Here is a 20,167-nt window from a genome sequence, read left to right as displayed (position 1 = left end):
CCCATGCCCGAAATCACCATGCCCCGCCTCTCCGACACCATGGAGGAAGGCGTCATCGTCTCCTGGCTCAAACAGGTGGGCGATCCGGTCGAACGAGGTGAAATCCTCGCCGAGATCGAAACCGACAAAGCCCTCATGGAGCTCGAGGCCTACGACAACGGCGTGCTCGAGCAGATCCTCGCCGCCGAGGGCGCGCGAGTGCCGATCGGGACCCCGATCGGCCTCATCGGCGACGGCAGTGCCACAGCCGCGACGGGCGTGAGCGGCAACGCGCCGGTCCCGGCCGCCGCCGCGCCCGTCGAGCAAGCGCCCGCACCGCGTTCCAGCAACGGCCCCGAGCCGAGCAGCCGCGCGGTTGCGGCCACCACCGACGGCGCCCACACAACGCCGGAACGCAAGAAGACCTCGCCGCTGGCACGCAAGATCGCCGCCGAACTCGGTGTCGACATCTCCACCGTGGCGGGCACCGGCCCGGGCGGACGCGTCGTCCGGCAGGATATCGAATCCGCCCATCGCGCAGCCGAACTCGACCCGCCGACCGAAGTCGTCCCCGCTGCCTCGACCGGAACCTCTGCTGCGGCTCCGGGTGAGTACGAGGAGATCCCGCTGACGACCGTTCAACGGGTCTCGGCCACACGGCTGACGCAGAGCAAACAGCAGGCCCCGCACATCTATCTGACCTCCGCGATCGATGTCACCGAACTGTTCGACTTCCGCGCGCAGATCAACGCCACGCTGGCGCAGACCGGCGCGGGAAAGGTCAGTGTCAACGATCTGCTGGTCAAGGCCGTCGCCGTGACGTTGCGGACGAACCCTGCGGTCAACGTCTCCTTCGCGGGCGACAAGCTGTTGCGGCACCGCGGAGTGCACCTGGGCATCGCCGTCGCCACTCCCGCGGGCCTGCTCGTCCCGGTGCTGCGCGATGCCGATCGCAAGAGCGTGTCGGAGATCGCCGTCGAAAGCCGCGACAAGGCCGAACGCGCCCGCGAGCGCAAGCTGCGCACCGACGAGATGAACGGCGGCACCTTCACCATCTCCAACCTGGGGATGTTCGGAATCGAGCACTTCACCGCCGTGATCAACCCACCCGAGGCCGCCATCCTGGCCGTCGGCGCGGCCACCGACGAGCTGCGGCTGGACGACGATCGAGTGGTGACCAGGAAAATCCTGCGCGTCACCCTGTCCGCCGACCACCGCGCCATCGACGGAGCCGTGGCCGCCCAGTTCCTGCAACAGCTGAAAGGCCTACTCGAACATCCCCTCCGGATAGTGACCTGACGCTACGTCCATCATTCGAGCCCGGCACGACGCCGTCGCAGGAGAACACGTGTGCCCGGCCTGCCACTGTGGCGCGGTGGCAGGCCGGTTGTTCAGCCCACCGCCCTCTTCACCAGGTCACTGATCCGCGCCTCGTCGGCGGCGGTCAGCTTGGTGAGTGCGAAGGCGGTCGGCCACACGGTGCCGTCGTCGAGTGCGGCGACGTCGTTGAAACCGAATGTCGCGTACCGCGCTTTGAACTTCTCGGCGCTCTGGAAGAAGCACAGGACCTTGCCGTCCTTGGCGTAGGCGGGCATGCCGTACCACAGTTTCGGCGACAGCTGCGGAGCACAGGCTTTGACGATGGCGTGCAGTCGTTCGGCGATGACCCGATCGGATTCCTGCATCCCCGCGATCTTCGCGAGGACGTCGTTCTCCCCGTCCGCCTTGGCCGCTCGCGAGCCGCGGCGCGCGGCCGTCTTCAACTCCTGGGCGTGTTCTTTCATCGCGGCCCGTTCCTCGTCGGTGAATCCGACGGAAGCCTTGGTCGCGGTGGTACGGGTAGCGGACTGCTGCGTGGTCATGAGCTGGTTTCCTTCGTGGCGATCGTGGATGAGGGTGGTGTCGGGGGATTCGGCGCTCAGCGGTCCTGGATCAACCCGAGCACGTTGCCGTCGGTGTCGGTGACGGTGGCCACCAGGCGGCCGCCGCCCACGTCGTGCGCGTGCTCCGTCACGGTGGCGCCCGCGGTGGTCAACTCGGCCAGCTTCGCCTCGATGTCGAGCACGTGCCAGTAGGCCACCGGTGCGGTCATGCCCTGCGGGCCGCCGCCGGGCACCAGCCCGATGTGCTGGCCTTCGGCCTCGAAACCGACGTAGTAGGACGTGTCGGTTCGCGGCGCCACCCCGAGCAGGGCGGCATACACCGCCTTGGCCGCCGCCAGGTCGGACACCGGATGCAGCACGGTCTTGATTCCCTGGGTGGAAGAGCTGGTCATGATCACTCCTGAACTCGTCGGTCTGGTTGTTCCCGGTGCCCGCCTGTCGAGGCGAATCGAACGTGCTCACAGCATCTCCTCCGGCGCGGCCTGCGCACATCCGTGGCGACCACGGAACCGACCACGGAACGCGGCACGGATCGCCCACGGTGTGTGTGCTGGGGTGCCGCGCGGAAGTGGTCCGTGGTGAAGGGGTGCGGACAGGCCGGAATCAGCTCCCCACCACCGGAACCGACCGCGGAGTATGCGTACGGCAGAATCGGTGCCATGGCGGCGACGGTGGAGATCTCGGCTCGGGAGGCCGAGGTGCTGGCGCTGGTGGGGGAACATTTCAGCAACGCCGAGATCGGGGCACGGCTGTTCATCTCCGTGCGCACCGTGGAGAGCCATGTCTCCTCGCTCCTGCGCAAGCTGGAGGTGCCGGATCGGCGGGCACTCGCGCAGCGAGCGTCCGATCGGCCTCGCGCCGACCAGCAGCACCCGGCGCCGGTTCTGCCGACACCGCTGACCTCGTTCGTCGGCCGGGCGCGGGAGCGGGCCGAACTGACCGAGATGATCACGAAACATCGGCAGGTGACCGCCGTCGGCCCCGGCGGAGTGGGCAAAACCCGGCTGGCGCTGTCGGTGGCCGCGCAGATCGCAGGCGAGTTCTCCGACGGAGTGTGGTTCGTCGACCTCGTCCCGATCACCAGCGCGGATACCAGCGTGGTCGCCGGCACGGTCGCCCTCGCACTCGGCCTCGGCGAGCAACCCGGCCGTGCTATGGACGAGACCGTGCCCGCCACGCTGGCCGACCGTCGTGCCTTGCTGGTGCTCGACAACTGCGAGCACGTTCGGGATGGGGTGGCTCCGTTCATCGAGCGGCTGCTCGCGACGTGCCCCGGCGTGACGGTGCTCGCGACCAGCCGGGCCCGGCTGATGGTTCCGTTCGAACGGGTGTACGCCGTCCCGCCGATGTCACTGAGCGGCGAGGGTGCCTCGGATGCGGTCGAGTTGTTCATGGATCGCGCGGCCGCGGGCGGCTGGCCGCCGAATCATGCGCTGCGCGACGATGTCGCCGCGTTCTGTGCGCGGCTGGACGGAGTGGCGCTGGCGATCGAACTGGCCGCCGCCCGCTGGACCACCCTTGGGCTCGACGGCCTCGAAGCCGGACTGTCCGACCAGCTGCGGATGCTGGCGGGCGGCCCGCGCACCGAGGACCGGCACCGCTCGGTGCGGGCTGCGCTGGACTGGAGTCACGCCTTGCTCGAGCCGGACGATCGAGTGCTGCTGCGCCGAGTGTCGGTGTTCATGAAGTCGTTCACCGTCGCGGCCGCGGCACAGGTGGCCGCCTCCGAGCGGAGCGTTGTCGCCGACGGCCTGGCCCGGCTCGCCGAGCAGAGCCTGCTCGTGGTGACAGCATCCCCGAGCGGCACCGCATACCGTGCGCTGGAAACCATCCGCCAGTACGGGATGGAGCGGCTCACCGAAGCAGGTGAGCTGGACGACATCCGGTCCCGTCACCTGAGCTGGTGCCTGGCCGCGGCCGCCGAGCTGGCGGTGGTGGGAACGGACTGGCGGCCACGATTCGACGCGGTGGCCGACGACTTCCGCGCCGCGATGGCGTGGGCGGGCGACCGGCCGCAGCAGCGCGCGGATGCCGGCCTCTTCGCTCAGCACCTGGCGCAACTGTGCTTCACCCGCAATCTGATCGGCGAGTCCCAGATGCGCTACGAGCAGGCGGCCGCGCTCGCGGACAACCCGGCCACCGCCACCTCGATGCTGCGCCACGCCGCTTGCGCGGCCGGGTGCCAGATGCGGGGCGACGATATGCACCGCCTGCGCCGCGCGGCCGCCGACGCCGCCCTCCGGTCCGGTGACCGCGCCGGCGCCGCCCGCGACCTGGCGACCGCAGCCGCCGACGCGTACCGGTTCGCGAGCAAGTTCGTCCGGCCCCTGCCGTCGGGGGAGGCGGCCGCCCTCATCACCGAGGCGCAGCAGCTCGCGGGGGACGACCCTGCCGCCCAGGCCGCCGTGGCGCTGGCCGAGACCGGGCGGGCGCTAACCGATGCCCTCACCGGCCTGCACTCCCCCGAAGATGCTGCGGCGCACACCATCGAGCGTGCCGAACAGGCGGTCGAACTCGCCCACCGCACGGGCGACCCGCTGGCCGAGTCCGCCGCTCTCGACACTCTCGCCGGTGCCCACAGCCTGGCCGGTGACACTTTCGCCGCCGCGGACGTCACGCGGCGGCGGATGGCGCTGCTGGAGTCCACCACGAACACCCCAGCCGGCACCCACGAGCTGATCGACGCGCTCGGCGAGGCGGCCGAGGCCGAGCTCGGCACGGGGGACCTGCGCGGCGCGCGCCGATGGGCACGGCAGCTCGCCGATCACGCTCTGCTCGCCGAGGTCGGCCATCGTGCGACGAGCTGGCTACTGGTGACCGACGCGCTGGCGGGCAACGTCGATGAGGTACTCACCCACAGCGTCCGGTTCCTGGACGCGTGGCAGCGGGCCGGCAACCCCGCCAAATCGGTCCTGGGACCGGCGGTAGCCGGTGTGGCGATGATCCACAACCTGCGCGGCGACCACGACGCCTGGAGCGAATGGGACGCTGCGCTGCACCGGTTCGATACGCCGCCGGCACAGACCCACGGATACGGCGCGGTCTTCGACGCACTCGCCATGCTCCACCGCGGGCAGATAAGCGAGGCGCTGGGACGGCTGGCGGCCGAGCCCGGTGAGGTGTGGAGATGGGTCACGTGGATCTGGCTGCACTGGTATGTGGCGCTGCGGGCCGAGGCGGCCGTCCTCGCCGGGGTCACCGATGCCGGTGCCCGCTTGGCCGAGGCCCGGACCATCGTCGCCGGAAACCCCGTCGCAGGCGCCATCGTCGAGCGAGCCGAAGCACTGCACGCCGGTGACCGGCAGCGGTTGCTCGCGACGGCAGCCGCGTTCGACGCGGCCGGTTGCCGCTACCAGTCGGCGCGGACCGAGGTGCTCGCCGGCGGCGATCATGCCGCCCGCGGCGCGGCCGCGCTCGCCGATCTCGGCTTGGCCCCGATGGCTCCGCTCGTTCCGTAGGCCGTTGCGGCGCAGGGGCGGTGGATGCCCCGGCGGGCGGGGGAATCAGAGGTAACCTGTCTCGGAGGGAGGGAGGGCCCAATGCTGATCGACTTCGTTCCCGACGGGGATCTGTACCCCTTCGAGTCGCGGTGGTTCGACTCGTCCGTCGGCAGGGTTCACTACATCGACGAGGGGTCCGGACCGCCGCTGCTGTTCTGTCACGGCGCCCCCACGTGGAGTTTCCTCTACCGCCACATCGTGAAGGACCTGCGCGACCGGTATCGGTGTATCGCCGTCGACTATCCCGGTTTCGGATTATCCGAACGCCCCGCTGGTTTCGGCTACACGATCGGCGAGCACACCGCGGTCCTCGGCGAGCTGATCGATCACCTGCAGCTCGACGGGTTCGTTCTGATGGGACAGGATTGGGGCGGACCCATCGGGCTGGGCGCGGTCACCGCGCGTGCGGATCGGGTGAGAGGGATCGTGCTGGGCAACACCTCGTTCTGGCCCACCGAAGCGATGGCCAATCGGGTTTTCAGCATGATCATGAGCAGCACTCCGATGCAGCGGCGGATACTCGAGCAGAATTTTCTCGTCGAGCGCGTCCTGCTCGCCGAATTGGGGCACAAGCTCACCGCGGCCGAGGCCGACCACTATCGCAGGGTGCAGCCCACCGCGGAAGCCCGGGCCGCACTCGCCGTGACGCCCAGGGAAATTCGCGCCGCGGGCCCGCTGCTGGACCAACTGGCCCGAGACGTGCCCGTCCTGCTCGGCGACAAACCGACCCTGTTGGTCTGGGGCATGCGGGACATGGTGTTCCGCCCGAACGCCTGTATCCCGCGGATGCGCGCCGCCTTCCGCCATCTCGACGTAGTCGAGCTGCCGCGCGCGCGGCACTTCATCCAGGAACACGCACCGGACGTGATCGCGGCCGCGATCGCGCAGCGGTTCCCGTGAATACGATCGATGAGCGCCACATCGATCCGGTGCAGCTCGACTCGTGGCGCCCTAGCCGTCCTGCTCGGACCGGCGACGGAACCATCGTCGGATACGCCCGCCGATGCCGGTGACGCCCCGCGGTTGCGCGGCAGCGGTGCCGACGGTTTCCGGGACCGATGTCGCCTGGGCGAATCGCGCGTGCAGTTGTTCGCGAACCTGGTCGGGGGTATAGGCGCGGCGGCGGCGCTCGGCGCGCACCACCACGACACCGGTGGCAACCACACCGGCCGCACCCGCCAATCCCACTGCCTTCCACCACCTCATACCGCATAGGCTACGACCATGACGGGGACCGGCATCAGTCTCGACCGAGCGGTCGAGGTCACCAGAACGGGCGACATCTGGCTTTTCCGTGGGCATTCCACGGCCGACCGGGTGATCCGGATGACGACGAACAGCCCGGTGAACCATGTCGGGATGTCCGTCGTGATCGACGATCTGCCCGCGCTGATCTGGCACGCGGAACTGGGACGATCCCTGACCGACATGTGGTCGGGTGCCGCCCACCGTGGCGCTCAGCTGCACAACTTGCGTGATGCCGTGCTCGTGTGGGCGCACCGCTACGGTCAGCGGGCCTGGTTGCGCCAGTTGGACCCTTCGGTCAGCCGTGAGATGGAAGACGGCGCGCTGCGCGCCATCGCCCGCCTCGACGGCACCCCGTTCCCGACCACCGCGGGCATGGCGGGGCGCTGGCTACGCGGCCGTGCCCGCCTGCCCCGCCGCGCGCCGAGTCGATCGGCTGCCCGGGAACTGGAGAACGCGTATTGCGCCGAAATCGTCGCCGCCACATATCAAGCGATGGGACTGCTGCCCTCGCACCGTAGCCCCGACTGGTACGACCCGGGCCGATTCTGGAGCGGAGACGGACTGCGCCTGTCCGGCGACTACGCATTGAGCGGCGAGATAGCCGTCCGGACACCGGCTCAGCCGAGTTCCGGAAACACGCGAACGTGAATCGCCCGCCGACCTTCTGGCCTGTTCCCGATCTGGTCGCGCCGCGGACCTATCCGAGCCGAAGTCGCGTGTCGATCCCGATTCGATCGCGGTCGGCAACGCTCCGTTGGCCGGTGGCCGGAATCTGTTGGCGTTCCTACCTCGCACTTCATGACTGCTTCAGGAACTCGGGGGCCGGAAGACGTGGTTCATCGCCGAACTGCGCGAGTTGCATAACCTAATGCCCCTAGGATAGATACTAGGTATCGTAGGTTTCCGGAGGTGTGCACGATGGCTCGCGCAGGGTTGACCGCGGAGCGGATCACGCGCGCCGCAGCCGATCTCGCCGACGAAGTCGGATTGGACAACGTCACGATGTCGGCGGTGGCCAAGCGGTTCGGCGTCCAGGACGCGAGCCTGTATTCCCACGTCAGGAATCTCCGGGATCTCCGCGCGCGAGTAGCTGCCCTGGCGGCTACGGAGAAGACCGAGCTGATCGCCGCGGCGGTGGCCGGACGCGCCGGACGCGACGCACTGGCCGCATACGCCCACGCCTGGCGGGACTACGCCCTGCGCTTCCCCGGGCGCTACGCCGCGACCCAGCTCCCGTTCGATCCCGACGTGGCGCACACCACGACCGGCGCACTGCGCGCCATCGAACTGACCTACGGCATGCTGCGCGCCTACGGTTTGGCCGAACCCGACAGCACCGACGCGGTCCGATTGCTGCGCAGCACCTTTCACGGATACAGCCTTCTGGAGGCGACCGGCGACTTCGGGCACGCACGCTCCACCGCCGACTCCTGGGAACGCATCATCGACGCCCTGCACGTCACCCTCGAGCAGTGGTCGACCGACAACAAGGAGAAACCATGAGATCCGGCACTCTGCAGGTCCCGGGAGCGACGCTGTACTACGAGGTGAGCGGCGCCGGACCGGTGCTGCTGTTGCTGCCGGGCAGCGGAGGCGACGCGGCGGTCTTCGATCCCATTCTCGAGCCTCTCGCCCAGCACTTCACCGTGGTCACCATCGACCCGCGCGGCTACTCGCGCAGCGTGCTCGAGCCCGGCCCACCGGCCGATATCGAGGTCGAGGTGCAGAGCGAGGACGCTCACCTGCTCCTCGAGCACCTCACACCCGTGGGCGAAGACGCCTACGTCTTCGGCGGCAGCGGCGGCGCGGTGGTCGCGCTGGACCTGCTCGCCCGCCATCCTCAGCGATTGCGGCTGGTGATCGCGTACGAGCCGCCGTCTTTCGGCGTGCTGCCCGACGCCGCGGAGCACAAGGCGTTCGTCGACGAAGTGTACGAATTGTTCGAGACCGAGGGCCTCGCCGCCGCGGGCGCGCGTTTTCTCGAGGGGATCGGCGGAGGCGTGCGGATGCCCGATGCCGCCCAGCTCTCACCGCGCGCGGCGGCGATGATCGAACGTCTGCACGCCAACGCGCCGCGCAACATGAGACACGAATTGCGCACGATCACTTCCCACATCCCGGATGTGGCGGCTTTGGAACCGGTCACCGACCGCCTTGTACTGGGGGCGGGCCGGGAAAGCAGAGGCAAACTCCCGTACCGTCCCGCCCAGACCCTCGCCACACAACTGAACATCCCGCTGACCGAGTTCCCCGGCGGGCACAGCGGATTCACCGACGCGCCTGATGAATTCGTCCAGCTCATGCTCGAGTTGCTGCTGGCCGCCCGCGTGAACTGAGCGACAACCGGTCGGGCCCGGATACCCCGGGTCGGGGTGCCGGTAAGAATCGTGTCACCTGGTACATGAAGCTGTCGTAAAAGCGGCCCTGTGCTGGTTGGTGGGGGGTAGCTTGCCGGCCGTGATGAGGGAGCTGGACCAGGGCGAGCTGATCGACATGGTGAAGGAAACGGCGCTGCGGACCGGGTGCCTGCGGGCGGTCACCGCGGTCGCCCATCGCGGCGATCTGCCCGAAGACGTTCTGGCCGAACGGCTTCTGCTGGCGATCGTCGGCCTAACCGTTCAGTGGCCGAATCGCGACGTCGGACACGCCCCCGAGGCGGAGATGCGACCGTCGCAGACTCGAGCTGCTTCCGAACCCGTTGCGGCTGAAGCGGTGAGAGGGACGGCGAGTCGGCGGTCTCGAGACCGTTTGCAGCCGTCACATCGACTGCGCTTTTGCGATTGTCCGCGCGGGCCCTACGGGGCGGTTCCCACCGGTGGGTCAGCGGCTCGGCAGCATGTGGGCGAGAAATGCGGCTGTATCGTGGCGGGCGTGCGGCAAGAGTGTGAAGTGGTCGGCCGCGGGGTAGACAAGAAGGCGGCTGTCGGTGCCGCTTTGTTCGAGTCGTTGCTGGAGCAGGACGGTGGTCGGGATCGGTTGCACAGTGTCGGCTCCGCCCTGCAGAAGCAGCAGCGGCCGGTCGTAGCCGGTCGTGGGCGCGGCCATGTACTCGCGGAGTGCGGCTGTCAGGGCCGGATCGGACAGGGGTTCGGCGAACAGCTGACCGAAGGGACGACCGGTGAGGGCTTGTTCCGCTGACCTCAGGCAGTCTTCCCCGGACTCCGCGATGGCCACCACATGTTTGCCTCGTTCGCTCAGGTGGTCGGCGACGCCCAGCTCCGGATGCGCGTGGTCGAGGCCGGCCAGGATCATCAAGACCCTGAGCTGCAGTCCCGCGGGGAACGGCACAGCCAGGTCCGGTCCGGAGAGCGCGGAGATCAACTGCTCGTAGTTGCTCGTCGGAGCGAATGCGGCGGTGCCGCGCAGATCGAGTTCCGGTGCGTAGCTCGAAGACAACTGTGCCGCGTGCAACACCGCATGCCCGCCGATCGAATGTCCGGCCAGCGCATAGGAATCCGATAGTTCCGGCTCGACGAGGCGGCCGGCGCGGACGATATCGAGCACCGCGTGTCCTTCCGCGCGCCCGGAAAGATACTCGTAGCGCCCGGGTGCCCCGAGCCCGATGTAGTCGGTGGCCACCACGGCGTACCCCTGGGCCAGCAGGTCGGTCAGCTGCGGTGTTTCGTCGTGTGTATCCGCGATCCCGCCGAGGAGATTGGGTGCACACCCCTGTGCCATCCCGCTCGTGCCGTGCGCCCAGGACACCACCCGCCACCCGCCCGGCGGTGCAGCCCCGGCGGGCAGGTAGACGTTTCCGCCGCTGATCGCCGGCTCGCCGTCGCGGCCGGTGGTTCGATAGACGAGCCGATACCCCTCGCCCGCTGCGGGAATGAGTTCGGTCGCCTCCAGCGACCGGGACGACACGATTGTTCCGGGGCCGCTCGAAGCCACCGGGTCCGCCGCTGCCACTCCTGCGACCGGTACCGCGCATCCGGCGACCAACAGCGCCGAAATCGCGCGTCGTACGGCGATCCGCACGCCTGGACCGGTTGTCGTATTTCGCATAGAACGCCTCTCATGTAATGGGTTTAACCAAAGGAAGGTGCCGGGTATGGCCGCTTCGCCGACCGGCCGTATAGCCCTCAACCGGCGGCCGGAGTCGGCACACCGCACTCGCGGGCACGAGCGACTACGGATGTCGGCCCGCTCGCCCGAACGGGAACGGTGCCCTTTCACGAACCGCCGTGAGCCCGCCGGATCGCCGACGGGTTCGGCGACTGAGACGGGCACGTCTGCTCGTCGGGCCGTGCCAGCAGGTGGGCACGGAGGTAACCGAGGATCTCGGCGCGGGCCGGCCGGGCCGCGGGAACCAGTCCGGGCATGGAAAGGAAGGCGTGCACCGCCTCCGGATAGTGCGTCAACGTGGCGTCGACACCCGCCTGCCGCAGGCGGTCGGCGTAGGCCGGGGCCTGGTCCGCCAACGGGTCCAGCCCCGCGGCTTGGATGAGCGCCGGGGCCGTCCCCGCGAGGTCGTCACGCAGCAGGGGGGAGATCGTCGTGCGATCGAACGGTTCGGGAATCGCGAAACGCAGCATGGCACGGCAGAAGGCCGGCGTCGGGCTCGGTGCGTCCGCGTTCTCGGTGAACGAATGATAGTCGAATATACGGTCGGTCCAATCGAGTTGCGGATTTATCAGCACCTGCGCCCGTACCGCCAGCCCGAGTTCGCGGGCGTGGATCGCAGTGAGCGCCGCGAGCGTGGCTCCCGCGCTGGCGCCCAGCAGGGCGATTCGGGCGGGGTCGGCGCAGAACGCCGGGGCTGATTCGGCCAGCTGGGCCGCGGCGTCGTGGGCGTCTTCGACGAAGGCGCCGATCCGATGTTCGGGGGCCAGCCGGTAGTCGACGGAGGTGACCACGGCCGGAAGGTTCGCCGCCAAGTGCCCGAGCAGCCAATCGTCCTGATCCGGTGCACCGCCGAGGAATCCGCCGCCGTGGAACGCGATGATCAAAGGCAGCGCCGAGTCTTCCCGTTCGGGCCGGTAGACCCGCACGTCCACGCGTCGTTGCGGGAGATCGAGTGTGTGCGTGGTGATGCGTGCGCGCTGATCAGGCTTGCCGGTGACCAGTCTGCCCAGTGCCGAGCGGCGCTTGTGGGCCTGAGCCTCACGTACCTCGATGATCTGTTCGGGGGTGATCGAATCCCAGTCCGGCTCGGTGGTAAGCGCGGACAGAATGCGAACTCGCAGTGGAACTTTGCCTCTCACGCCATCGATTCTCGATCCGGTGGGCACGTCCCGCGTCCGTCAGCGGTCGGCACAGTCTACGTCGATCCGCGTACGCAGATCGCAAACGTCTGCGCGGGAGGTCGTAACCGCGCGGACGTCGACGAGGACCGAGCCGCGTGGCGGCTGTGCCGACCTATGCGCACACCGTCAACGGGCGCGGGCATCCCTCGATTCCGGATCAGCTCGTCGCCGAGGGCGATATCGTCGGTCTCACCGTGGTGAACCGGAGCCGCGAGACCCACCCCTGGCACCTGCACGGCCATGCGGTGCTGATCCTGTCGAGAGACAGACAGCCCGCGACGGGCAGCCCGCTGTGGGTCGACACCTTCGATGTTCGCCCCGGAGAAGTCTGGGAAGTCGTGTTTCGAGCCTCGAATCCGGGCACCTAAATGAATCACTGCCACAACCTGCCGCACGCACATCAGGGGATGATGCTGCACGTACGCTACGTACGGTGTCACCACTCCGTTCGGCGGTATGCGGGACGCAGGCTCCCGACGCCACCATTGACGAGCGCACCGGCCCGCAGCCCTGGCGCGGCGAGGTCCTGCTGCGTCCCGGCGTGCTCGCCTTCAGCGGATCGATCGGCCCGACCGGCACCCACGCCCACCACGCCGTCCAGGTGATAGTCGGGGCCGGCCCGATCACCGTTGCCGGCGACCACGCCGAGTACACCGGAACCCACATGATCATCCCCGCCGATGCATCGCATCGCATTCTGCGCGGCGCCCCCGCAGGTATCGCGGTGTTCCTCGATCCGGACAGCAGCGCCGGCCGTGCCGCCACGCACCGCGCCCACACCGCCGGCTGGTCCGGCGGACCGGCGCTGTCCCTGCCCGATCAGGATGCGCCGGTGGCCGCGGCCGTCACCGAACTGATGGCGATCTTGGCGCCGCACAGCACAGCCGTCTCCCACGCCGTCCGCCACCCGGCGGTGGCCTCCGCGCTGCACTGCCTGCCGGTCGTCGTCGCCTCCGGAACCATTCGCACCGCCGATCTCGCCGCTCGCGTCGGCATTTCGGCGAGCAGACTGACACATCTCTTCACCGCTCAGGTCGGGCTGCCGCTGCGCCGCTACGTGCTCTGGTTGCGGCTGATGATCGCGCGCGACGCGGTGGCCGGCGGCGCGGACCTCACCACCGCCGCGCACGCCGCCGGGTTCGCCGACAGCGCCCACCTGACTCGCACCTGCCGGGAGACCTTCGGCCTGCCGCCCTCGGCGCTGAGCCGGAACCTGTCCTGGCACAACGATTCGCGATAGCCGAATCGTTCAAGCCGGATGCGGTGTCGAGCCAGCACGCTCAACACATGCACACGACCATACTGTTGGCGGCACAACGAATCACGCGGTATGCCTATGTACCGTTCATGCTGCTCGGGCTCAACGGGCTCGGTATCGCCCTCTCGGCTGCGGGCGCCCCGAAATACTGGCTCCTCGCGATCCTGGTCTCGGCGATCGCAGCCTCGTTTCTGGCCGAACGGATCATCCCGTACGAGCAGGGCTGGAACCACGACCTCGGCGACAGTCGCCGCGACCGCATCCACGCGACGGTCAACGAAACCCTGATCCTGATCAGTGTCGCCGCCATTCCGCTGCTGGCCGCGATCGTCCCGAGCGCGCGGATCTGGCCCGGCGAGCTGCCCTTCGCCGGACAGGTCCTCCTTGCCGTACTGATCGCCGACTTCGGCATCACCACGGTGCATCTGGCCAGTCACAAGATCGGGCTGCTGTGGCGATTCCACGCCGTGCACCACAGCGTCACCCGGTTCTACGGACTCAACGGCCTGATGAAACATCCCGTCCACCAGACCGTCGAGATGGCCGCCGGCGTCGCGCCGCTGATCCTGCTCGGCCTGCCCGTCGACGTGGCCTCCGTCCTCGCCCTCGCCGTCGCGATCCAGCTGCTGCTACAGCACTCCAATGCCGACTACCGTGTCGGTCCCGCCGGATACGTCCTCGCGCTCAACGCGGGCCACCGCTTCCATCACCTCAAGTGGGCCGGTATCGGCGACGTGAACTTCGGGCTGTTCACCCTGCTCTGGGACCACCTCTACCGCACCTACTCCTACGATCCCGGCCGGCGCTTCACCTCCGAACAGCTCGGCATGGCGGCCGAACCCGATTACCCGGTCGACTACGCCCGCCAGCTGATCCACCCGTTCACCGCCGCGGGCGGCTGCGGGACTACCACCACGAACACATAGACGCAGATACCTCCTGACTTGCCGATCCTTGACCACGCCCAGCGCGCCGTGTCAGCTGTCTGGCAGCCAGCTGCTGGTTCCGGGCGTCCGGCCAGTGTTCCGTTAGACGATCGGTCACCGGAACACCAGGCGGCGCGGGCACGTCCCAGCTCACGGCTGTTCCGTAGAGGTGTTCCGTGAACCGTCCCGGTGAACCCCGCTATCTGGAACACTTTCGACATGGGTGAGCCGTTCCGCGTCGGATACTGCCGCTGCTCCACCGACGAACAAGACGTAGAGATCCAGACCGACCAGCTCCCTCGCGCTCATGTACCTGGTGACAAGGTTCTTACCAGCACCCTCGGTCGGCGGGCCGCAGCGGATTCCGGCGGGCGGTCACCCACCACTCGCCTGGGTCCGCGCTACTGATTCCATTCCAGGCAACTATGTTCTCAGTGAATTCCACCCAGCGGAATCAGCTCTCGCTGCGCGGGCGTTACAGGTGTTTCCGAGCGCCACCTCGACGGCTCACCTTGGCAGGATCATCGATTTCAGGTCCGGCAGGTTGCCGATACGCTGGGATACGGGCCGTTCCGGCGCATCGGTTTGCGGAGAGCCGGTTTCCCGCAGCCGCGTACGCACCTCGGCGGGCGTCTTGCGTCCGGCCGCGGCCGCGCTCATGCCTTGGAAGCTCGTGACGGCGCCGACCACGATCGGGGACGCGCTCGAGGTTCCGCTGAACACATCGGTGTACCAGAGGTCCTCGTCGGGACCGCCTTGCAGATCGCCGTACCCGGTGGTGGTGACCTCCAGACCCCACCCTTGCACGTCGATTCGTTCGCCGTAGTTGGAGAACGACAAGCGGGAGCGGGGCGGGCCGTACTCACGGCCGTGGAAGCCGGGCGGGGGTGCACCGGCTCCGACGATGATCGCCCCCGAGTCGGCCTCGCCACCGCGGAACGGATTGCGCCATGTACTCGGGAACTCCGCGGGACGGGTGTCGTAGAGCGCGGCGTCGAGGTCTTCGCCGCCGTTCCCGCCCGCCTCCACCACGACCACGCCCTTGCCGATCGCGTACCTGATCGCGGCGAAGTCGTCGGGCCACCACTCGATCGCGATGTAGCCGCGCTGGTCCGGCCGGTTGGCATAGGTGAAACGCGGTCCCGGCCGGTGCAGTTCGAGCAGCAGCACGTCGCCGGGGTTCAGTGTGTCCGCGGCCGAGCGGATCGCGGTCGCCGATCCGGTTCCGAAGATCGACACCGCGCGGATGTAGGCCTCGGGCACGATGCCGGTGATGCCGTAGGCATTCACGTCACCGCTGATCACACCGGCGACCGCGGTGCCGTGGTCGCGCCAGCCCTGCTCCGGCGAGGGGCTGCCTCCGATCACACCGCCCTGGTCGACCCGCAAATCCTCGTGGGTGAACCGCCACGCGCCCTCGACATCCACCACCCGCACGCCGGTCCCCCGGCCCCCGGGAACCGTCCAGGCCCACCGCGCGTCGACGCCCTGCGGCGCGGCGTCCAGATACCCCTGCCGCGCGACGAAGTCCGGCGTCACCGCCGGCGCCTCGGCAGCGGAGCGGCCCGTGATCGCTCGAACGCCCTCCGGTGCGATCGGCGGTTCGGCGGGCGGCTTCACATAGGCTGCCGCCACCTCCTCGGCGGCACGCAAACGCGCGGCCAGCTCGTCGAGCTCGCCGGTGACACCGGTGACGTAGAAGTAGTTCAGATATTCCGCACCGGTCTCCAGATGCGGGCCACCGGCGAGCCGGCGCTCCAAGCGGTTGGCCGGTCCGAAGATGCGCACCAGTTCGCCGCCGGGCGGCAGCAATTCCTCCAGACGTGCTTGCGCGCTGTGACTGTCGCGCACAGCGATCGGCGTGATCGCGGTGTCGGCGCCGCGGGTGACCACGATCAGCTCGGCGGGCGACCGGAGCTCGGAATGCTGGGATGCCATGCCGCCCAGTCAACCTGGATACTGCGCGCCTCGCCACCGGATGGGTGCCGGGTCAGCCGTCGAGGCGCATGGTCGCCACCACGCCCGGCATCGCGACACCGCCGCGCCGGGTACCCGCGGCGAACCATGCCTCCATTGTCCCGATCGCGAGCAGGCACGGGCCGGCTACCCAGCCGAGTGCGTCCGGTGAATCGAACGGCACCGCGGCCACCAGCACACCGAGCACCAGCGTGACCAGTCCGAACAGCTCTTGGCGTCCGCGTCCGGGCAGGTCGTCGACCCATACCGCCACGGTGGCGTGACAGATCCCGCGGATCGCCCACGCCAGTCCGATCCAGAACGACAGCAGCAGAGTCGAATTCCCACCCGCGAAGCACAGCATCGCCAGCAGGCCCGACAGCCCGCCGCTGACCAGCACCAGCACTCGCAGCGCGGTGAGGAAGCGGGCGCCGATCGTGACCACCAGCTGTAGGACACCGTTGAGCAGCAGGTAGCCGCCGGACAGCAGTTCCGCTGTCGGCAGCGACTTGTGTGGCCACACCGCCAGGGCCACACCCATGATCATCGAGCAGGCACCGGCCACCAGTACCGTCTGCCGGGCTGTGCCGACCAGTGGTTCCGCACGCCCTCCGATCTCGGTTTCGGGCATAGCTACATGATATGACCGAAGCGGCGGTTAGCGACTCGTTTGCTCCATCACGGCCGCATCGTCTCCCGCGCCGGTAGCACAGCCGAAGGTCGCCGTACCCGAATCACCTGATGAGCGAGAGCAATACGCCGGTGGCATTGGCACCGAGGCGCCATGGCGCACTGCCCCGACCGGCGTTCCCCGCCTCGGCAGGCGCGCCCCCGTCCCGCCAAGAGGCGATAGACCCGTACGACACGGTCATCTACCAGGATGTCCGTGTTGCACGCACCGTCCCGCGCCTGACCGAATACTTCTGCAAGAGATAGTGTTCCAGCGGTGCGCACGGAGCCGGAGGAGTCCGTCCATCAGGCATCGTCGCGTGGCGCAGGTTCGGTCGCGGGCGATTTGCGGCGCGTTTCGGCGAGGAGTTCGTCGAGTTGGGCTTCGGCGCGTTCGGCGCGGGCGAGGGTCTGCGCGCGGGCCTCGTCGAGCGCTTCCAGACGCTGGGCGGCTTCGGCGCGCACCTTGTCCAGAGCCGCGGCGGCTTCGGCCCGGGCGGCGGCGAGTTCGGCCGCCGCGGTGCGTCGGGTTTCGGCGAGCTCGGCGCGGGTGGCATCGAGTTCGGTACGCACTCTGCGCCATTCGGCTCGCGCCTCGTCAGCGGCTTCGGCTCGCTCGGCGGCGGCTCGCTCGGCTCGTTCGGCCGTTCGTTCGGCGTCCGCCGCGCGCTGTACCGCGAGGTCGCGTTCGGAGTGGGCGGCCGCGACCAGCGCCGACGCTTCGCGCCGGGTGTTCTCGATATCGGTCTGCGCACGACGTTCGGCGCGCTGAACTCGTTCTGCGGCTTCTTGTTCGACGCGTTCGGCGTGCGCGGTGGACTCGTGGCGCACGCCGCGGATCTCGGCTTCCGCGGCGCTGCGGGCGGCGAACACGTCGTCGGCCGCCTGCTTGGTGACGCGTTCGACTTCGCGCAGCGCGTCCTCCCGCGCCGCATTCGCCTCGGCGATCAGCGCTTCGGCGTGCTCGGCGGCGCTCGCGGCGTCGTCGGCGGCGGATTCGGCGAGTTCCCGAGCCTCCTGCGCCTCCCGTCGCGCCTGCTCGGCCGCCACGGCCGCGCCCTCCGCCTCGGCGATCCGCCGTGCCGCGTCCACCTGCACCGCCTGTACCTGCGCCTCGGCGATCGCCGGGTCGGCCAGCGTGGACAATTCCGCGACGGCGGCATGCAGCGTGGTGTTCAACTGTTCGGCCAGTCCCCGGAACTGGGTGAGCAGCTCGTCGGCTCGCAACCGCGCGACGGTCACCGGTCCCGGTTTCGTCACCGTGACGGTAGCGGCCGCGGCTTCGGATTCCTGTTGCTGCCGTTGCCGTTCCCGCCACGCGCGCCAGCGCGTGTGATCGGCCCGGTCGCAGTACTCCGAGGGACGACCAGGCCCTGCCGCGCTCGTGATGGGACGAGAACAACCCGGGTAGTTGCACACCTTCGACACCGCAGAATCGTAGCCCCGGTGGCGTCGCAACCCGACCCGCTGCCTGACGCCCCGGCGCTTCCCGTTTGTTCCAGATCCTAGGGCCGGAGTTGTCCTAGGTAGGTCATAGTGTGATTCTCATGAGCACAGAGATCACTCCCTTCCGGATCGACGTCCCCCAAGAGCAGCTCGACGACTTGAATCGGCGGCTGGACGCCACCCGCTGGACCGACGCGGATCCCGAGGCGGGGTGGGCGCAGGGCATCCCGCTCGACTACACCAGGGAACTGGCCGGCTATTGGCGCAACACCTACGATTGGCGCGCCCAAGAGGCCCGGCTCAACTCTTTCCCGCAGTTCCGTACCGAGATCGACGGCCACGACGTGCATTTCCTGCACGTCCGCTCGTCCGAACCCGACGCCCTGCCGCTGGTGCTCACACACGGATGGCCCGGGTCGATCGTGGAATTCCTCGAAGTGATCGGGCCGCTGACCGACCCGGTAGCGCACGGCGGCGACGCGCAGGACGCGTTCCACGTCGTCGTGCCGACCATCCCCGGGTACGGGTTCTCCGGCCCCGCCGTCGGCTGGTCGACCGCGCGCGCCGCGCGGGCATGGGCGGAACTGATGCGCCGCCTCGGCTACGACCGCTACGCCGCGCACGGCGAAGACACCGGTGCCGCGATCTCCCGGCAGCTGGCGGTGATCGACGCCGAGCACCTGGTCGCCGTACACCTGACGATGATCGCCTCCGCCACCGTCACCGCCGAGACCGCCGACCCCGACAACCCCGCCGAACAGCGTGCCGTCGAACTGGCTCGCCGTGCCCAGTACGAACTCGGCGCCTACGCGATGCTGCAGGCCAGTCGCCCTCAAACGCTGTCCTACGCGCTCGCCGATTCACCGGTGGGGCAATTGGCCTGGATCGTCGAACGATTCAAGGACTGGACCGATTCCACCGACGCACCCGAGGACGCCGTCGACCGTGACGCGATGCTGACCAACGTCATGATCTACTGGCTCAACGCCACCGCGGGCTCGTCGGCGCGCTACTACTACGAAGGCGCCGCCACCTGGGGAATGCCCGAACCCGAGACCGATGTGCCGGTCGCCGTGGCAGTGATGCCGCACGACCTGGGCATCCCGGTCCGCCGCATCGCCGAACGAAACCACAACATCGTGCGCTGGACCGAATTCGAGCGTGGCGGGCACTTCGCCGCCATGGAAGAACCGGCCCTCATCATCGACGACTTGCGCGCGACGTTCCGCGCGTACCGCAAATAGGACACCGGCTCTCCGCGATCCGCGGCAGCGCCTGTCTAGGTCGTGCGCGAAATCCTCGACAGATGCTGTCCGGTCGGCCCGATCACTGGCGCGGATGGCTTTGTCAGCGCTCAAGTCTGACCTCCGATAAGTGAACCTTATCGGAGGTCAGATCGCGTGCGTCAATCCGATCACTCTGAATCAAATACGTTTCGTAGCGTTTGTCGCGACCAAACGAAATATCAACGTAATGCACCAAAAACTGTGCACCCCCGGATGGCGCAGATTTCAGCGGATGAGGATTGACCCGGCCGACGAGAGGCTTGGCAAACGGACAAGGCTCGGCATGGGGCCGCGTCGGCCGGAAACGAAAGCGACGCGGTCCCCCGCCGCCCGGGCATCGGAGATGCAGTCGCGGCGAATCTGCGCTAAGCGACGGCGGTGACGGGATCGAGGGACAGTCGCCCGAGATCCGGCGCTGAGCAGAGTTCCGGCGCTCCGTCGAACCGACAGAACCTTGGTGAGAAATTCGTACGGAATTCGGCGCTGAGGAGTTATCGCGGTTCGCGGCCTCGCCAAGTACGCGCGGGTGTCCGATGAAGGTCTCATGCACTTCCAGACCGACACAGACCCCGCCGCGCGTTTCGCCAATGGTCGGGCGAATAGCCGGTGGCCGGGAGGGAACGTGGATGAGTGTTGAGACATCTATCCCATTGCACGGCGCGACATTCCCATGCCCTGCGCTCATGGAGTTGGCCCGCCGCCGACGCTGTGACCTGGGGTGGGACGTCCTCAATGGCAGAACGAGCGTGTGACTTCACCGGTGCGGGTGG

18 protein-coding genes are annotated in these 20,167 nt (G+C 68.6%); 10 read left to right on the top strand and 8 right to left on the bottom strand.

Annotation, left to right across the window (positions count from 1 at the left end; genetic code table 11):
- Positions 1–3: 3 nt before the first annotated feature.
- The gene (locus NG1_RS12735; RefSeq protein ID WP_174315443.1) at positions 4–1,278 is read left to right on the top strand and encodes a dihydrolipoamide acetyltransferase family protein; all 1,275 of its coding nucleotides are present in this window, start codon (positions 4–6) and stop codon (positions 1,276–1,278) included.
- Between the two features lie 92 nt (positions 1,279–1,370).
- On the opposite strand, the gene NG1_RS12730 is transcribed toward NG1_RS12735, so the two are convergent.
- Complete coding sequence (locus NG1_RS12730; RefSeq protein WP_062970362.1) at positions 1,371–1,841, bottom strand: iron chaperone; 471 nt, start codon at positions 1,839–1,841, stop codon at positions 1,371–1,373.
- Between the two features lie 56 nt (positions 1,842–1,897).
- The gene (locus NG1_RS12725) at positions 1,898–2,254 is read right to left on the bottom strand and encodes a VOC family protein (RefSeq protein ID WP_062970425.1); all 357 of its coding nucleotides are present in this window, start codon (positions 2,252–2,254) and stop codon (positions 1,898–1,900) included.
- A 267-nt stretch (positions 2,255–2,521) separates the two neighbouring features.
- Here NG1_RS12725 and NG1_RS12720 point away from each other — a divergent pair, with 267 nt between their 5' ends.
- Positions 2,522–5,320: an ATP-binding protein gene (locus NG1_RS12720; protein WP_062970360.1), complete on the top strand. Its 2,799-nt coding sequence runs from the start codon at positions 2,522–2,524 to the stop codon at positions 5,318–5,320.
- 81 nt (positions 5,321–5,401) lie between these two features.
- Complete coding sequence (locus NG1_RS12715; protein WP_062970357.1) at positions 5,402–6,262, top strand: haloalkane dehalogenase; 861 nt, start codon at positions 5,402–5,404, stop codon at positions 6,260–6,262.
- 51 nt (positions 6,263–6,313) lie between these two features.
- Here NG1_RS12715 and NG1_RS12710 read toward each other — a convergent pair whose 3' ends face one another.
- Positions 6,314–6,568, bottom strand: a complete 255-nt coding sequence (locus NG1_RS12710) for a hypothetical protein (protein WP_062970355.1) — start codon at positions 6,566–6,568, stop codon at positions 6,314–6,316.
- 18 nt (positions 6,569–6,586) lie between these two features.
- Here NG1_RS12710 and NG1_RS12705 point away from each other — a divergent pair, with 18 nt between their 5' ends.
- From NG1_RS12705 to NG1_RS12695, 3 genes are all read left to right on the top strand, one after another.
- Positions 6,587–7,258, top strand: a complete 672-nt coding sequence (locus NG1_RS12705; protein ID WP_062970353.1) for a hypothetical protein — start codon at positions 6,587–6,589, stop codon at positions 7,256–7,258.
- Positions 7,259–7,528: 270 nt separating this feature from the next.
- Positions 7,529–8,113, top strand: a complete 585-nt coding sequence (locus NG1_RS12700; protein WP_062970351.1) for a TetR/AcrR family transcriptional regulator — start codon at positions 7,529–7,531, stop codon at positions 8,111–8,113.
- The gene (locus tag NG1_RS12695; protein ID WP_062970349.1) at positions 8,110–8,946 is read left to right on the top strand and encodes an alpha/beta fold hydrolase; all 837 of its coding nucleotides are present in this window, start codon (positions 8,110–8,112) and stop codon (positions 8,944–8,946) included. Before NG1_RS12700 ends, NG1_RS12695 begins: the two co-directional genes overlap by 4 nt.
- Before the next feature lie 484 nt (positions 8,947–9,430).
- Here NG1_RS12695 and NG1_RS12690 read toward each other — a convergent pair whose 3' ends face one another.
- A complete protein-coding gene (locus NG1_RS12690; RefSeq protein ID WP_245659878.1) occupies positions 9,431–10,840 on the bottom strand; it encodes a lipase family protein in 1,410 nt (469 codons plus the stop codon).
- Positions 10,783–11,814 (bottom strand): alpha/beta hydrolase, encoded by a 1,032-nt coding sequence (locus NG1_RS12685; RefSeq protein ID WP_062970346.1) that lies wholly within the window; start codon positions 11,812–11,814, stop codon positions 10,783–10,785. The genes NG1_RS12690 and NG1_RS12685 overlap by 58 nt, the downstream gene beginning before the upstream one ends.
- Positions 11,815–11,951: 137 nt before the next feature.
- Here NG1_RS12685 and NG1_RS38230 point away from each other — a divergent pair, with 137 nt between their 5' ends.
- From NG1_RS38230 to NG1_RS12670, 3 genes are all read left to right on the top strand, one after another.
- Positions 11,952–12,224: a multicopper oxidase domain-containing protein gene (locus NG1_RS38230; RefSeq protein ID WP_062970344.1), complete on the top strand. Its 273-nt coding sequence runs from the start codon at positions 11,952–11,954 to the stop codon at positions 12,222–12,224.
- Between the two features lie 65 nt (positions 12,225–12,289).
- Positions 12,290–13,096 (top strand): AraC family transcriptional regulator, encoded by an 807-nt coding sequence (locus NG1_RS38225; RefSeq protein WP_309247312.1) that lies wholly within the window; start codon positions 12,290–12,292, stop codon positions 13,094–13,096.
- Positions 13,097–13,143: 47 nt separating this feature from the next.
- Positions 13,144–14,040, top strand: a complete 897-nt coding sequence (locus NG1_RS12670) for a sterol desaturase family protein (RefSeq protein WP_062970342.1) — start codon at positions 13,144–13,146, stop codon at positions 14,038–14,040.
- 507 nt (positions 14,041–14,547) lie between these two features.
- Here NG1_RS12670 and NG1_RS12665 read toward each other — a convergent pair.
- From NG1_RS12665 to NG1_RS12655, 3 genes are all read right to left on the bottom strand, one after another.
- Complete coding sequence (locus NG1_RS12665; RefSeq protein WP_062970340.1) at positions 14,548–15,978, bottom strand: S8 family peptidase; 1,431 nt, start codon at positions 15,976–15,978, stop codon at positions 14,548–14,550.
- Positions 15,979–16,030: 52 nt separating this feature from the next.
- Positions 16,031–16,627, bottom strand: a complete 597-nt coding sequence (locus NG1_RS12660; protein WP_062970338.1) for a DUF308 domain-containing protein — start codon at positions 16,625–16,627, stop codon at positions 16,031–16,033.
- Between the two features lie 344 nt (positions 16,628–16,971).
- A complete protein-coding gene (locus tag NG1_RS12655; protein WP_245659877.1) occupies positions 16,972–18,093 on the bottom strand; it encodes a coiled-coil domain-containing protein in 1,122 nt (373 codons plus the stop codon).
- 119 nt (positions 18,094–18,212) lie between these two features.
- Between NG1_RS12655 and NG1_RS12650 the strand changes: the two genes are divergently transcribed.
- Positions 18,213–19,355, top strand: a complete 1,143-nt coding sequence (locus NG1_RS12650; RefSeq protein ID WP_174315442.1) for an epoxide hydrolase family protein — start codon at positions 18,213–18,215, stop codon at positions 19,353–19,355.
- The last annotated feature ends 812 nt before the right edge of the window (positions 19,356–20,167 follow it).

Origin of the sequence: Nocardia gamkensis NBRC 108242 (assembly GCF_001612985.1) — a bacterium.
GTDB lineage: Bacteria > Actinomycetota > Actinomycetes > Mycobacteriales > Mycobacteriaceae > Nocardia > Nocardia gamkensis.
The sequence above is the reverse complement of the archived record's forward strand: the minus strand, read 5'-3'. Positions and strand labels throughout refer to the sequence as shown.

Bases quoted from the DNA above. Each gene is read 5' to 3' on its own strand.
- NG1_RS12735 (WP_174315443.1), top strand. From the start codon at position 4: ATGCCCGAAATCACCATGCCCCGCCTCTCCGACACCATGGAGGAAGGC.
- NG1_RS12730 (WP_062970362.1), bottom strand. From the start codon at position 1,841: ATGACCACGCAGCAGTCCGCTACCCGTACCACCGCGACCAAGGCTTCC.
- NG1_RS12725 (WP_062970425.1), bottom strand. From the start codon at position 2,254: ATGACCAGCTCTTCCACCCAGGGAATCAAGACCGTGCTGCATCCGGTG.
- NG1_RS12720 (WP_062970360.1), top strand. From the start codon at position 2,522: ATGGCGGCGACGGTGGAGATCTCGGCTCGGGAGGCCGAGGTGCTGGCG.
- NG1_RS12715 (WP_062970357.1), top strand. From the start codon at position 5,402: ATGCTGATCGACTTCGTTCCCGACGGGGATCTGTACCCCTTCGAGTCG.
- NG1_RS12710 (WP_062970355.1), bottom strand. From the start codon at position 6,568: ATGAGGTGGTGGAAGGCAGTGGGATTGGCGGGTGCGGCCGGTGTGGTT.
- NG1_RS12705 (WP_062970353.1), top strand. From the start codon at position 6,587: ATGACGGGGACCGGCATCAGTCTCGACCGAGCGGTCGAGGTCACCAGA.
- NG1_RS12700 (WP_062970351.1), top strand. From the start codon at position 7,529: ATGGCTCGCGCAGGGTTGACCGCGGAGCGGATCACGCGCGCCGCAGCC.
- NG1_RS12695 (WP_062970349.1), top strand. From the start codon at position 8,110: ATGAGATCCGGCACTCTGCAGGTCCCGGGAGCGACGCTGTACTACGAG.
- NG1_RS12670 (WP_062970342.1), top strand. From the start codon at position 13,144: ATGCACACGACCATACTGTTGGCGGCACAACGAATCACGCGGTATGCC.
- NG1_RS12665 (WP_062970340.1), bottom strand. From the start codon at position 15,978: ATGGCATCCCAGCATTCCGAGCTCCGGTCGCCCGCCGAGCTGATCGTG.
- NG1_RS12660 (WP_062970338.1), bottom strand. From the start codon at position 16,627: ATGCCCGAAACCGAGATCGGAGGGCGTGCGGAACCACTGGTCGGCACA.
- NG1_RS12650 (WP_174315442.1), top strand. From the start codon at position 18,213: ATGAGCACAGAGATCACTCCCTTCCGGATCGACGTCCCCCAAGAGCAG.